Genomic DNA, 13,496 nt, shown 5'->3' on the forward strand with positions numbered 1-13,496 from the left:
TTGTTTTTGTAGCAGGCGAACCTTACGGTCACTTTCAAAACGTATTACCGTTTTGCCCAACTCCAGGGTTTATAAAATAATTTGAACCGGTTACGGTCTTATTTAAGACGTAACATAATTTTTACGTTATTCTCGTCCGCTTTGTGTACCAAAGTATCGTGAGTTAACGCAAGCTTACGTTTCTTAGACTTTTTGGTCAAGATGTGACTCTTAAACGCATGCTTTCTTTTGATTTTACCAGTACCTGTAAGCTTGAAACGCTTTTTAGCACTGCCTTTTGTTTTCATTTTAGGCATAATTCCTAGTTTATTTAATTATTCCGCTTATTGTCTTTGATTTTGAAGCAAAGCGAATTTACTATCAAAATCAATCCCGGCCTTTAAAAAAGGACGGGATTTAAATTTATAAATTGCCGTTAGGCTATTTTGTCTTTTTAGGAGCCATAAACATAATCATACGTTTACCCTCTAACTTAGGCATCTGCTCGACTTTCCCAAAATCCTCAAGATCCTGAGCTAATCTTAATAGCAAAATCTGTCCCTGATCTTTATATATGATTGATCGTCCTTTAAAGAATACATAGGCTTTTAATTTTGCTCCTTCTTCAAGGAATTTCTGAGCGTGCTTCTTTTTAAACTCATAATCGTGATCATCGGTATTCGGACCAAAACGAATTTCTTTAACGACAACTTTAGAAGCTTTTGCCTTAATGGCTTTTTCACGCTTCTTCTGCTCGTAAACAAATTTCTTGTAATCCATCACCTTACAAACAGGTGGTTCTGCATTTGGTGATATTTCAACCAAATCTAATTCCTGTTCATTAGCGATTTCTAATGCCTTACTGGTAGGATAAACCCCCATTTCTACATTATCTCCAACAAGCCGTACCTCACGGGCACGTATTTTTTGGTTGATGTTGTGCTGGTCTTGTTTCTGGACTCTTGCGGGCCCTTTTGATCTTTTTCTACGTATTGCTATGGCTATAAAATTTTAATTAAACTTCAAACTTTTTTAAGGTCTTGCTGATTTCGGTTTCAATCACGCCTGCAAAATCTGCTACTGACATCGTGCCTAAATCCTCACCCCCATGTCTACGTACAGAAACCGTACCATCTTTGGCTTCTTTCTCACCAATGATCAACATATAGGGTAATTTTTGCATTTCGGCCTCCCGAATCTTACGACCCATTGTTTCTCCACGGTCGTCAATGGTAGCGCGAATTTCGTGATTTTCTAATAATTCTAAAACATTTTGAGCGTATTTCTCATAATTCTCGCTGAGCGTGAGTACGATGGCCTGCTGAGGCATAAGCCACAGCGGAAAGTTCCCCCCTGTATGCTCCAGTAAAATGGCTACAAAGCGTTCCATACTGCCAAAGGGCGCACGGTGTATCATAACCGGGCGGTGTTCTTCATTGTCACTGCCTTTATAGCTGAGTTCAAAACGTTCGGGCAGGTTATAATCTACCTGAATAGTACCTAACTGCCAGCTTCTTCCCAATGCATCTTTCACCATAAAGTCAAGCTTTGGCCCATAGAATGCGGCTTCACCGGTTTCTATAACGTAATTAAGGCCTTTGGTTTTGGCAGCATTGATAATTGCAGTTTCAGCCTTCTCCCAGTTGGCATCAGAGCCGATGTATTTTTCTTTATTCTCGGGATCGCGTAAAGATACCTGCGCAGTAAAGTTTTCAAAGCCAAGAGAGCCAAATACATACAGTACCAGGTCAATCACTTTCATAAACTCTTCATCCAGTTGATCTGGAGTACAGAATATGTGCGCATCATCCTGCGTAAAGCCACGTACACGGGTAAGACCGTGTAGTTCACCACTTTGCTCATAACGGTACACGGTACCAAATTCAGCAAAACGTTTGGGTAAATCGCGGTAGCTCCACTGTTGCGAATTGTAAATTTCGCAGTGATGTGGGCAGTTCATAGGTTTTAGCAGGAATTCTTCTCCTTCAGCAGGAGTTTTAATGGGCTGAAAGCTGTCTTCCCCGTATTTGGCATAGTGCCCGGAGGTAACATACAATTCTTTCTGACCGATGTGCGGAGAAACCACCATTTCGTAACCTGCCTTTTTTTGTGCAGCTTTTAAAAAGTTTTCCAGACGCTCCCGCAAAGCGGCACCTTTAGGCAGCCATAATGGCAGTCCCTGACCTACTTTCTGCGAAAACGTGAAAAGCTGAAGTTCTTTCCCCAGTTTGCGATGGTCCCGTTTTTTAGCTTCTTCAAGCAATTCGAGGTATTCTTTAAGGTCTTTCTGCTTGGGGAAGGAGATACCGTACACGCGGGTAAGCTGCGGTTTGTTCTCATCACCACGCCAGTAGGCACCGGCAACACTCATCAGTTTAACCGCCTTTACAAAAGCCGTGTTGGGCAGGTGACCACCCCGGCACAAATCGGTAAAGGTATCGTGATCGCAAAAAGTGATGCTTCCGTCTTCCAGGTTTTCAATCAATTCAACCTTATACGGGTTATTCTGTTTTTTGTAGAAATCAAGTGCATCTGCTTTAGAAACACTGCGCATGCTAAACTCGTGCTTGCCGCGTGCGATTTCAAGCATTTTGTCTTCGATCTTTTTAAAGTCGTTTTCGCTTAGCGAACGATCTCCCAGATCAACATCATAGTAAAAACCCTTTTCAATGGCGGGACCAATGGTTAGCTTAACTCCCGGATACAATTCTTCAAGCGCCTGAGCGAGAATGTGTGCCGAAGAGTGCCAAAAGGCTTTTTTTCCTTCCTCATCGTTCCAGGTAAAAAGAACCAGCGCACCATCCGTGGTAAGGGGAGTGGTGATTTCAACGGTTTGCCCGTTGTATTTGGCAGAAATCACGTTGCGCGCGAGCCCTGCACTGATGCTGTTTGCCACGTCAAAAGGAGTGACGCCGCTTTCAAATTCTTTTACACTGCCGTCTGGCAAAGTAACCTGGATCATAGTACAAAATTTAAGGCAGCAAAGATAAGGGCTTTCGGGCGAAAAACGGATGCCTGTTTTTAAAAATTAAAATGGAGCCCTAACTACAGGCAACGAACCTCAATTCCCATCAAAAATCAGCTTCTCAGATGATTGAAATTAGCAATTGGATTTTTATGAAATATACAGGTGTTTCATCGTGATTACTTTCCGAATATGCTCCTGACAAATCTGGAATAGGCCTGGCATACGATCCGTTGAACACCGCAACCTGTTTACAGCAGTTTTAGAATTATAAATTCGGAATAACCAAGAGTATCATCAGATTTAAGGTCAGATACTCTGATTGACTGGTTTTAGGGAGTTTAGAGCTGCGTAATTTAGAAGAGTCGGGTTGAGCAGGTTTACTCTCTTAATTTATCTTACTTAGCCTAAGCTTTTCATAAAAGGAGTCCCAAAAAGCCGGGTTATAGTTAACACGATTTAGAAGGCTTTGATCTTTTTGTTTCCACTCAAATTCTATAGTTTCCACATCATTCAATTCAAAATCGAATAAATACGAGTCTAATTCCAATATTCTATGACTTCTTTTGTTTTCGGTATTTAAGAATTCACTGTATTTTCTGTTAAAATAACGGTTGGCGTAGTACTTACCGTCGTCACTAATAGGGGAATACGTACACACGTTTTCCTCCTTGATGGTGGTTTCCTGTATATCATCATAACCGGGATAGCCTTTGTAATAGATTTTTATTTCATCCCGGTTGAGAGTCGTTTCCCAGTTTTCCACAACCTTTACTATAGCAAAGCTTTGTTTATCAATATAAACCCTCCCGGAATAGCTGGTGGGATAACCTCGATTGGTATAATTCCATTTGTTTCTTTCAGTCTGAAAGGCAATAATAAAGGTATTCTCGTCTTCGGGCTGATTGGATTTGATAAAATTCAATTCAAACTTCTTATATTTTCTTTTATGCAGGATATTGGAATATCTTATTGCATTTTGTCTGTATGAAAAGAACTGACCTGTATTTTGGTACTTTTCAGGATTTCGATTGGTATTCCATTTAATTTGTTCCACTTTTTGAGTGATAACGTAAGGGGATAAATAACCCCTATCGTAATCCTTGGTTACTACCTCGAAGTCCAGTTCATTAGTGTCATTGGTATTTAAGATCACCTTGCCGTACCGTTGAAAATTGAAAGGATCTACAGGATGATTGGTTTTCTTTTTGGAGATCGCTTTTTTAAGAACCGCAAGTGGAGAAAGGTAACCCGTTATCACAACTTCGTTTAATTCTTCAAATTTGGGTTCCAGATAAACTTGTTCGTTTAGATCCTTAAGCGCAATTTTTCGGGTTTCAAAACCCAGAGAAGAGAGTTCTAATAGAGCAGTCTGCATCGCCTCTTTTTTAACAGGGAGTTCAAAATACCCCTCTTCATCGGCGACCCGGTATACTTCTTCGCTTTTGAGAATCAGGGTTGCAAAGGGCACAGGCTTTCCACTTTTAGTATCCAAAACCTGTCCTTTAAGAATAAGATTTTCGCCATTTTTAACTGGGTTAATTTTCTTGGTATTAACCAAAGGTCTTTTCGGAATATTGACGGTATCCTTTGGCGTTTCACCGATAGGTAATTTCGCATTTTTGAGGAATACGTAGCCGTCGTAGAGCTCATCCAACCGTGCTTCTGTAAAATCGATAAAGTTGAGCAGGCGCGTATCCCGGGTTCTGTGCATGGCCTCCTGACTTGAGGTAATAAACAGATACGGATGGGTAAAGGAACTTAGTTCGTACTCAAAAGAACCTTTTTTAACAGGCGTAGCTTCCCATTTTTTGGTTCCCAGATCAAAAAGGGAATCATTGGCGTGAAGTGTGGCCAGGCTGTATGCCTTTTCGCGTAAAGCCTTATGAATGTAGGAACCCATAGGAAGAAATTCCTTTACGACCGGCTTTTTAATGCTTGTCATATCATTAATGATATGAATGTTGTCTGCCCAAACCAGGATCTTTTCATCAGGATTACGACCTAAGTAGCTCAGCAGATTATCTGCCATTTGCGCATCGCGTATATTGTAGTTTTTATTGGCGAAATCTGTAGTCAGGATTTCTTCGGTATTGTAATAAGCGTCCCGGGAGCAGGCCAGAAGGTTTTTTATAAATTGATTCCAATAATAGTTGGTTTCATCAGATTCTGATTTTTCCAGTTCGCGAAGGATTCGTTTGAGCTCATTTTCATAGAGATTAAAATTTATATCCTCCTCATCAAAAGCCCCATTATCTAAAACCCCTTCGATGATGATACCCATATCATCTTCATCCAGTTTCAATTCAAGTTCCCGATTTTCCAGGAAATCAAAAAAGTCTTCTATAAATTGCTGGGTATTTATTATCTGCGTGTCAAAACCTATTACTTTTAGATCATTATCTTTTATGTAGTTGACCAGTCGCTGAAACTCTGTTGTGTTTGACCAAACGCCCCAGACTGCATCATTCAATTTTTTTGAATCAAAATCACTCTGATTTATTTTCCAGATATCGTACATCGGAGATTCTATTGCAATGGTTTTAAATCCCAGTTGCTGATGCAGGTATTCTACAATACGTGCCTTCATCTCAAATATGTTTCCGTACATATGGGTTTGTTCCCCCAGCATAACGAGCTGCCTGTTCTTCAATTCAGTCTCAAGAAATGACAAATCTGAAATCTGATTGGTTTCGGGAGGAAGAAGCTCATGAATTTTCAAATCCTGAGCGCGAGTGATTAGACTAAGTATGCAAAAAAGGAAGGTGTATTTTAATTTCATACGCAGATATATGGTGCAAAGTAGAAGCGAGGCAACAACTGGCTTTTATGACACGGTCTTTACTAAGACTTGAAATAATTACTCGTTTTAAATTTTAATGTTGCAGTATTTAGAAGATATGTCGACACATTTCAAAAGAAAAACGAGCCATTTTACGGCCCGTTTTGTCATTTTTATTAAAAACCCTTGTATTAAACTATTGTCTGGTTTTTTATTCCAGGGGTCTGATGAAATTCATCAATTCCCGGTCGTGGTTGTAAACAATTTTACATTGGTTATCAAAGTACATCGTAGCTCCGTTTTCTGCCGTGTAAGGCTCCCATTGTGGAAGTACACCTTCGACATTCGGGTTTGCGGTTTTTACAAAGTTGATCCAGGCCAAGCTCATCTTGTCTGCCAGTTCCCAGGCTTCTTTTGATTCTCCGGTCCAATCGGGTCTGAGATCAACCGTATTAAAGGCCAGCGGAATGTCTAAACCGTGAAACGAACCTTTGGAGTAATCCTCCACCGGACTTTTCCAGGTGAGTATATAAGCATATACCGGCGCGCTTGATTCTTCGGCTCTTGCGTCTGCGGTACGAATGGTGTAGGGGCGAAAGGTCTTGTCAATTGAAAGCAAATCCTGCGGTGTAAAATCAGGGTAGGCTTTTGCGTACAGTTCAACGTATTCGTCGGTGCGGTCGCCGTATTGCTGAGCTAAAGTATCTTTGGCCTGTTCTAAAGTCAGGCTTTTATTGCCGTAAGCGACCGGCATCATTTCGTTTAAAGTAGAACCAATCATCACCGGAATATCTTTGGAGATATCTGCAAAACCGGGGCTAAACGGCTGCTGTAGCAATACATCTCCATCGGCGGAAGGAGCAAAGCCAAACATACCCGCAGACCCCGGAGTTCGGGCTCCCCCCATTTCGGCTACCGCTTCATTACCCGCCTTTACCAGCGCCTTGTAATCTAGCGTGTCAAGCTTATTGAGTTCGTCGGGAGTGATGTTCAGTTTTTCCAAAACTTTTGCTGCCAGTGCCTGAGATTTTTCTTTAGTCATCGAATTGATTAGCGTACCGCTCTGAATGATGGCTTTATTAAATAGGCCTTTCGCCGCAGGCATACACATCAGGGTGCCCACTTTTCCGCCGCCACCTGATTCGCCTACAATAGTTACATCTGCGGGATCCCCGCCAAAATTGGCGATGTTATTTTTAGTCCATTCTAAAGCCTTCACGATATCGAGCATACCTACGTTGGCCGACTTTGCGTACGCATCTCCATAAGCCGAAAGATCTAAAAAGCCTAGAATATTCAGGCGGTGATTCACAGAAACCACAACGATATCTCCTTTTTTAGCCAGAGCTTCGCCATAGGTCATGGGGTCGTTGCTGGCACCCACAAAAAAGCCGCCACCGTGCAGCCACACCATCACCGGACGTTTTTTACCGTCGTTTATGCCACGGCTCCAGACGTTTAAACTATACAGTTCTTTCTCACTTTGTACCGAATCGGGATACCAGGGCACAACCTGCCGGGCTACCGGTCCAAACTCGGTGGTTTCCCGTACCGCTTCCCAGGCCTCAGGATCCTGCGGAGGCATAAAGCGTTCCGCCTGAGCATAAGGAATGCCTTTATAGGCATAAACGCTGTCGTTTAAACTTCCTTTGATTTTGCCATTGGTGGTTTGTACAACCAGACTTTGTTCTTTCGGTTTCTCGGCTTCCGTTTTGCAGGCAGTTAAACCGAATCCTGTAAAGAAGATGAACAGAATTATTTTAATAGGTGTTGATTTCATAATGTGTTTCCGGTGAATGAATTAAGTAGTGTTAAATTAACACTAAAAAATCAGATACCCACATTCCGGAAATCTTAATGTCTGTATTTCAACAAATCATGTTTTTGAAGGCGGTTAATAACGCACATCTGCAAGGTTCTGGTCTTTGTCGAATTGAGCTTTGGCAAAGGGGCAGAGGGGCAGGATTTTTACTTCTTGTTCCCGGGCGAAAGCGACTGCCTGTTCCAGTAATTTTTTACCAAAACCTTTGCCGTTAAAGCCTTCTTCAATACCGGTGTGATCAATGATAAATTTGCCGGTTCCGGCCCAGGTGTAGGTCATTTCTCCCGCAAAAACAGCGTCTTCGTAAATGACAAAGCGGCCTTTGCGCTCGTTTTGTTCGTATTCTACTTTAGTCATCGCATTAGTTTTTTATGCTCAAGGCTCCGGAAGGACACAAGGCAACCTGATTGATCAATGCTTGCGAAGTGGCATTTTCGGGTTTGATCCAGGGTTTTTCTTTGGGATTGTACACCTGCGGCAGGGTTTTTACGCAAACGCCGGAGTGGATGCATTTTTCGGGTTGCCACAGGATGGTGACGTCGCCGTTGGTATAGGTTTTAGATGCCATAACGCGATTTTTAAGGTAAGGATTAGACTGCATTAAATTACCACTAAAAGCCGATTTTCTAGCTTTTGAGAGGTAATGGTTTTTCCTTACCGGGTTTAATTCAGGTTAGGAAATAGAAGGCTGAATACATAAAAGTAAACACCCCATATAATTACGATCAAAACGAAATTCCTTTTCAGGCTTATGTTTTTAAAGTCTTTTCTAAAGCTGCTCAATTTTTCTTGTGGAGCTCTAACAACCTGGGTACGCGCTATAAAATCTCCGATGCGCCTCTGCGGATTAATAAGGGAAACAAGCACTTCTATTGGCCAAATAAGAATGATAGGCATATTTCGTATAAAACATTGAAGCTCTGATGCCGGTTCCAGGGTCTTAACGTCAATTACCTGATAACCCAGTACCCGTTTTCCGGGACTTTTAGCCCTAAAAAAGTCTTTATTGAGATATATAAATCCCAGAAAAAAGAAAGCGTACAAAGGTTTTAAGAAGGTGAGGTGCAGAATATCGTTTAAAACTAAAAATGTTACCAGGAAGACAGGAATCAATGTAATTGCAGACATGATAAAATGATCAAAAAACATACTGGCGATTCGGTGAAATTTCAGACTAATCCCGGCTAGCTGCTTAACTTCTTTATGCAGAAGACCTTTGTATTTAATTTCCTCAGGATTGTTCACAGCTTCAGACCTTAATAGTATTCAATATCAAAGAGTAGGGTAGTTTAAGCCCTGATAATGAAGCAAAACTTGCAAATTCATATCCTATTTTGTCTGTTTTTAAGAATTCTTTGCGGTTCATTGTTGTAATTGATGAAAAAATAAAGCCTTAGGGAGGTCGAAAAATACACCCCAGTACTTTTAAAAAGTTACTTTTTTAACCCTATAATCATTACTGATCCTTGCTCTTTTACGGAAACAATCAATTTTTTATCGGTTACTGAAATTACTTTTTGTTCCCCCTTTCCATCCAAATCATTAGTACGTATGGTTTTAGTGGATTCATCAAACTCCCATTTTCCAACATATTTAGTTCCCTGTTCCATTCCTTCTTGTTTTCCATTGGGATGAAAGATTACCCAGTTCATTTTTTGTATTTCTGCTGGTAATTCCATTTTCTTCCCGCCCATTTCCATGTATTCAAGATGCCATTTTCCGGATGTTATTAATTCAAATTCATTTGTTTTTTGCGCTTGTAAATGCGTATAAGATACGATTGCAATAAATGTTAGGAAGATAATTTTTTTCATCATTGGTTTAATTTTTAAAGTTCTTATTACCTCTCAAAAATAAGAGTTGTACTACCGGTGATGGTATAATCTGCAGAGCTGGACGCTGATTCATCGGTTTTCAGTACCAGTCTGGTATCGGTAAGTTCTACAATGTCGGTTGTTAGTGTATACGATCCTTCTTCGTTGGGTTCATTATCATAAACTCTGGTAATGAGATTGCCACGTTCTATACTCCAGGTACCAATAAATACCCCTTCCTGCTGATTTTGATTGGAATTTATGACATAGCTAAAGCTACTGGTCTCATTTTGAGTGGTTGTTTCTGCTACATTTACGGTATAGCTTCCGCTTGTGTTGATAACCTGAGGTTCCTCTGTAAACTCAATACTGTAGTTATAATCGCTGCCGGTTTCCTTAGTTGAAATTCCGCTTTGTGATACCTCGTAAGACCCGCTGTGGCTAACCAGGGTCCATTTTCCCAGAATTTCCGTTTCATAATTTACCGAATTCCCGGTGTCAGCATCATCAGTAGTGCATGACGTGAGAAATACTGTAAGTACCAGGACAAAAAGGCTGGTTGTGATGTGTTTTAATTTCATGTTTCTATTTTTCAATTAAGTCTTTGAGGTTATAAGCGATCTTTTCGATTTTTATTTGGTTATCGCCCTTTAAGTCGTTTATGGTGACAATGAGTTCTTCAATTGGTTTAGAAGTTAATGGAAGTGTTTTCAGGTTACCATTATAGTTGAAAACAAGTGGAGAAACAAAGTCTGAAGTCGTAAAGCTGCAATTTTCTGCAAAAAAGTCAATGGAACAAAGCAGTTGGTCTTTTTGAAAAACCTTTAGATCAAAAACAGGATGGTAGTTATTAGTGAAGCATACCCGAATCGATTGCCCTTTAATATCTGTATCTGCAAACTTAACAGCTATGTCTTCGATTGGGTTTTCATCCCTAAAAAGTAGTATCAGATTCTGATTCTCATATTTATAAAACCCATAATTTTGATAAATAACCTCTGAAATTCGAAGCCCACATATTGCCTTGCCGTCTTTTGTTATACTAATGATGTTAGTACTGTCGGGATAGCTTACTTTCTCTGAAACTTCAAGTAAGACGCGCTGGTCAGCTAACAACATTATGATTTTACCATCTGCGGTTTCATATGTTTTCAAGATATCATTGCTTTGGCAGAAGTTGATTTGACTGCAAAGCAGCATAAAATAAAGGATACAGGTTTTGAGCAGACGGGGATTGATGAACATAGAAGGTGTATCGAAGACTGGCATAAGCCGGTATCCAAAATTACAATGAGTAGTTTTCTTAATCATAACACTATTTCATCTTCAGGATTAGACCCAGTTTTTCCATTTTTTGAGCCTGCTCAGCGGTCAATTGGGTTTCAGTCTCCGAAATAACATACTCCAGATGCTCAAATGCGCAAGCATATTCCCGGTGCTCTAAAAAATCTGAGATAATCAATTCGGCGTCTTGAATTCCGAGGCTTTTGGTATTCTTAATTGAATAGTTAGTTTTCCAATCATCCGTTAAAATCTCTTTGGTTAATTCTTTGATTTTGGTTTTGAGTGAATCAGCAAACATGAATTTTATATTTAAAGGTTCAGAGTGGGAACTCTCAGCCCTACCAAAACCAATCTGTATTTATCTATTATAAATTTTATCCCAGGCTTTTTTACTCATAATCAATAAAGTTTCCTTTTGTAAATCAAATACCGAGACCGCTTTCTTACTCATCACAATATGTTGATTCCATTCCACATAATTTTTATAGAGTAATAAGGTGCAGATGTCAGTTGATGATATATGCTTCGTTACAATATGGGAATGCATTGTTGTAAGTATTTTTTCCGGATTCTCAGAGGATGCATACGGAATTTGCAACATAGTTTTGTGTATGCGCTCTTTCTTAACAAACTCATTAGTATTAGTATAGTTTAGTTTGTAGTCGTTACCAATGAGCACTACACCATTGGTTTGAGGTCCGGTAAGCACAAAAACGCTTCTCTCATTTTGATCGATAAGCGGTATAAAATTTAATGAGGTGTTTTCGTAGAAACTAAAAAAACCATCTTCATTTAAGGCAGCTTGATCTTTGGCATCCTGCCTTATTGTAATCAGGTCTTTTTCCAGATTAGTTGCCAATGGATTGAGCGTATCTACTTTAATAGGCTGTGGTTTCGGCAGGCTGTCAAACTCGTATCTTACAAGAATTTCTTCAGGATTAAAGCGACTGAAAAATATCGTTTTGATTTTGTGTTCATCGGTCTCATAAGAGAGATATCCTCCAACAGAGTCTATTTTCGTTTTAAATCGAGCTAGAAGGTCATCTGTACCATACCAGGAGCCCTTTTCTAATCTAAAAAGTAACTTACCTTCCTTTAAAATTTCGTCAGCTTCTTTACTCTGGCTATAAGTGAGGTGACTTAGAAGAAATACTACGAAAAGGAATAATCTGTGCATTATAGTGAGTTTTAATTTTAAATGATGTGTTCCTATAAACCGAAAATAGTACCAAAAATGTACTTAATACCGGCAAGAGTAGTAAGGGTTTCTCTATGAATGTATTTTGACCAAAATAGAAAAGGGCTACCGGCAAAATCATCGAAGCGATAAGCATCCATGGCTTAATCTTTTCTTTTTTGCTTTGTAGGTTTTCATTTGGCTTTTAGCGCGTTTAGAAATTCTGGTAACGGTTAGTATAACCGTCAGTTACGGGTTAATATGCGTTATTATTCGGTTTGGCACAGACTTTAGCAATTCCGACTGGATTCGGAAATAGTCTCCCGAAGCCTCGGGACGCCTTAATTGCGGTTATACATCTTTGTTGTAAAACGTTTTTTATTCATTTAGCTTATCAATTATATATTCAGTCAGATAATCATTTTTTTTATCCAGAAATATGATTGTCGGTCCGAATACATTGTTAATTGCGAGAAGTCCATATTTCTCATTAAATAAAATCGGTCCAGTTGCGTCATCTGCATAATCTATTGTGTCATAATAGTCAAACTCCAATCCTTGAAGTTCATCATTTGTGAAAGGCTTTTTGTTAGTTTTTAGAAACTTGTCTAATCCAAAAAGAAGAGTGTCAGCATTAATTATTTTGCTTATCGCTATCGTTTTTGTTGTATCAATTTGATTTACGTATCTAAAATTCAGTGTATTTTTCGTTTTTTTGAAAGTCAAATTAAACTTTTCATTTTTCGGTTCTGCTACAAAGAATATTGTTGCATTCATTTCAGATTTCCATTCAGAGTTTTTGTCAGAACATCCGAAACAAATAGTAAATATCAATATGTAAGTTAATAGGTTTCTCAAAATGTGTTACAGCGGTCTTGCCTGTGGTTTCGTTGCGTAAAAATCCGCGAGGATTTTTCGACGTAAACCTATGATAGCAAATTTGCTAGGACTAATCGCGAGGAAAGTCAGAAGCAATGAACTATAGCCGGTGTTGGCGTGTCGTTTATTTTATTTCAAATCCATTAATTCTATTTCGATCCAGCAATTTTAGTAATTCCTGATACTTATTAAAATTAGACAGATTTTTAATTAAAAAATCAGGCATATTTAAAGTGGGTTCAAGACCTTCGTTTCTCAAATGATAATCATCAAATAGAAAATAAATAAAATTTTCAATCATTTCATTTGCATCTTCAAATTCGAAATAGTTATAAAAATCCATAAGTTCTTTTTGAATTTTTCTCCAATTTGATTTGTCGCATTTTAGGGATTCATTGTAATAAGCAAGAATTAAATCATTGATTTCTGGAGATCTAAAATTCCACTTTATCTCTTTATTCAATAATTCAATTACTTCGTTGGTTGATTTCGCAAAGGATAAATCAAGATATAGATTATCATTCTTTCCTCTTTCAATTTGGAAATCAGCCCATTTGCTTATTTCCTCAAATTGAATTTTTTTCAGAGAAAGTCCGAATCGTATTAAGTGTCCTATTTTTTCTTTCTCGTTCAATACGTTCTGTTCAAATGCACGCCAACAATAGGGCAACAGTACATTTCGTACCGTTATATTCTTTTTAGCATCTTTAATTAAATTAATAAACAGATACTTATAACATTCTAAGCGTAAATATACCCATCCCCACTAACTTCCCCTTACGGAAATCCTCATT

General features: G+C 39.0%; 15 protein-coding genes. All 15 read right to left on the reverse strand.

Annotation, left to right across the window (positions count from 1 at the left end; genetic code table 11):
• Positions 1-98: 98 nt before the first annotated feature.
• The 15 genes from rpmI to ACSSS3_RS16215 all read right to left on the reverse strand — a co-directional run bounded on the left by rpmI (position 99) and on the right by ACSSS3_RS16215 (position 13,336).
• Positions 99-296: a 50S ribosomal protein L35 gene (gene rpmI, locus ACSSS3_RS16145; protein WP_009780460.1), complete on the reverse strand. Its 198-nt coding sequence runs from the start codon at positions 294-296 to the stop codon at positions 99-101.
• Between the two features lie 124 nt (positions 297-420).
• A complete protein-coding gene (infC, locus tag ACSSS3_RS16150; protein WP_350355210.1) occupies positions 421-972 on the reverse strand; it encodes a translation initiation factor IF-3 in 552 nt (183 codons plus the stop codon).
• A gap of 22 nt (positions 973-994) precedes the next feature.
• Positions 995-2,941, reverse strand: coding sequence for a threonine--tRNA ligase (gene thrS, locus ACSSS3_RS16155; protein ID WP_442845486.1), 1,947 nt, complete (start codon positions 2,939-2,941; stop codon positions 995-997).
• A 391-nt stretch (positions 2,942-3,332) separates the two neighbouring features.
• Positions 3,333-5,726, reverse strand: a complete 2,394-nt coding sequence (locus tag ACSSS3_RS16160; protein WP_442845487.1) for an erythromycin esterase family protein — start codon at positions 5,724-5,726, stop codon at positions 3,333-3,335.
• A gap of 211 nt (positions 5,727-5,937) precedes the next feature.
• On the reverse strand, positions 5,938-7,506 hold the full coding sequence (locus tag ACSSS3_RS16165; RefSeq protein ID WP_442845488.1) for a carboxylesterase/lipase family protein: 1,569 nt from the start codon (positions 7,504-7,506) through the stop codon (positions 5,938-5,940).
• Positions 7,507-7,620: 114 nt separating this feature from the next.
• Entirely contained in the window at positions 7,621-7,905 is a 285-nt protein-coding gene (locus ACSSS3_RS16170) for a GNAT family N-acetyltransferase (RefSeq protein ID WP_442845489.1), read from the reverse strand.
• A 4-nt stretch (positions 7,906-7,909) separates the two neighbouring features.
• Positions 7,910-8,116, reverse strand: a complete 207-nt coding sequence (locus ACSSS3_RS16175; protein ID WP_442845490.1) for a (4Fe-4S)-binding protein — start codon at positions 8,114-8,116, stop codon at positions 7,910-7,912.
• 95 nt (positions 8,117-8,211) lie between these two features.
• Complete coding sequence (locus ACSSS3_RS16180) at positions 8,212-8,793, reverse strand: RDD family protein (protein ID WP_442845491.1); 582 nt, start codon at positions 8,791-8,793, stop codon at positions 8,212-8,214.
• 188 nt (positions 8,794-8,981) lie between these two features.
• Complete coding sequence (locus tag ACSSS3_RS16185) at positions 8,982-9,365, reverse strand: hypothetical protein (RefSeq protein WP_442845492.1); 384 nt, start codon at positions 9,363-9,365, stop codon at positions 8,982-8,984.
• A gap of 23 nt (positions 9,366-9,388) precedes the next feature.
• Positions 9,389-9,943, reverse strand: coding sequence for a hypothetical protein (locus tag ACSSS3_RS16190; RefSeq protein ID WP_442845493.1), 555 nt, complete (start codon positions 9,941-9,943; stop codon positions 9,389-9,391).
• 4 nt (positions 9,944-9,947) lie between these two features.
• Complete coding sequence (locus tag ACSSS3_RS16195; RefSeq protein ID WP_442845494.1) at positions 9,948-10,517, reverse strand: hypothetical protein; 570 nt, start codon at positions 10,515-10,517, stop codon at positions 9,948-9,950.
• Between the two features lie 160 nt (positions 10,518-10,677).
• Positions 10,678-10,944, reverse strand: a complete 267-nt coding sequence (locus ACSSS3_RS16200) for a hypothetical protein (RefSeq protein WP_442845495.1) — start codon at positions 10,942-10,944, stop codon at positions 10,678-10,680.
• A 60-nt stretch (positions 10,945-11,004) separates the two neighbouring features.
• Complete coding sequence (locus tag ACSSS3_RS16205) at positions 11,005-11,823, reverse strand: hypothetical protein (RefSeq protein ID WP_442845496.1); 819 nt, start codon at positions 11,821-11,823, stop codon at positions 11,005-11,007.
• A gap of 378 nt (positions 11,824-12,201) precedes the next feature.
• Entirely contained in the window at positions 12,202-12,600 is a 399-nt protein-coding gene (locus tag ACSSS3_RS16210; RefSeq protein WP_442845497.1) for a hypothetical protein, read from the reverse strand.
• Between the two features lie 226 nt (positions 12,601-12,826).
• Complete coding sequence (locus ACSSS3_RS16215) at positions 12,827-13,336, reverse strand: hypothetical protein (RefSeq protein ID WP_442845498.1); 510 nt, start codon at positions 13,334-13,336, stop codon at positions 12,827-12,829.
• Between the last annotated feature and the right edge of the window lie 160 nt (positions 13,337-13,496).

Source organism: Leeuwenhoekiella sp. H156, assembly GCF_052218455.1.
GTDB classification, from domain to species: Bacteria; Bacteroidota; Bacteroidia; order Flavobacteriales; family Flavobacteriaceae; genus Leeuwenhoekiella; species Leeuwenhoekiella parthenopeia.

What these genes read in the sequence shown, in the direction of transcription:
- rpmI (WP_009780460.1), bottom strand. Translation starts at nt 296, where the DNA reads ATGCCTAAAATGAAAACAAAAGGCAGTGCTAAAAAGCGTTTCAAGCTT.
- thrS (WP_442845486.1), bottom strand. Translation starts at nt 2,941, where the DNA reads ATGATCCAGGTTACTTTGCCAGACGGCAGTGTAAAAGAATTTGAAAGC.
- ACSSS3_RS16160 (WP_442845487.1), bottom strand. Translation starts at nt 5,726, where the DNA reads ATGAAATTAAAATACACCTTCCTTTTTTGCATACTTAGTCTAATCACT.
- ACSSS3_RS16165 (WP_442845488.1), bottom strand. Translation starts at nt 7,506, where the DNA reads ATGAAATCAACACCTATTAAAATAATTCTGTTCATCTTCTTTACAGGA.
- ACSSS3_RS16170 (WP_442845489.1), bottom strand. Translation starts at nt 7,905, where the DNA reads ATGACTAAAGTAGAATACGAACAAAACGAGCGCAAAGGCCGCTTTGTC.
- ACSSS3_RS16175 (WP_442845490.1), bottom strand. Translation starts at nt 8,116, where the DNA reads ATGGCATCTAAAACCTATACCAACGGCGACGTCACCATCCTGTGGCAA.
- ACSSS3_RS16185 (WP_442845492.1), bottom strand. Translation starts at nt 9,365, where the DNA reads ATGATGAAAAAAATTATCTTCCTAACATTTATTGCAATCGTATCTTAT.
- ACSSS3_RS16190 (WP_442845493.1), bottom strand. Translation starts at nt 9,943, where the DNA reads ATGAAATTAAAACACATCACAACCAGCCTTTTTGTCCTGGTACTTACA.
- ACSSS3_RS16200 (WP_442845495.1), bottom strand. Translation starts at nt 10,944, where the DNA reads ATGTTTGCTGATTCACTCAAAACCAAAATCAAAGAATTAACCAAAGAG.
- ACSSS3_RS16205 (WP_442845496.1), bottom strand. Translation starts at nt 11,823, where the DNA reads ATGCACAGATTATTCCTTTTCGTAGTATTTCTTCTAAGTCACCTCACT.
- ACSSS3_RS16210 (WP_442845497.1), bottom strand. Translation starts at nt 12,600, where the DNA reads ATGAATGCAACAATATTCTTTGTAGCAGAACCGAAAAATGAAAAGTTT.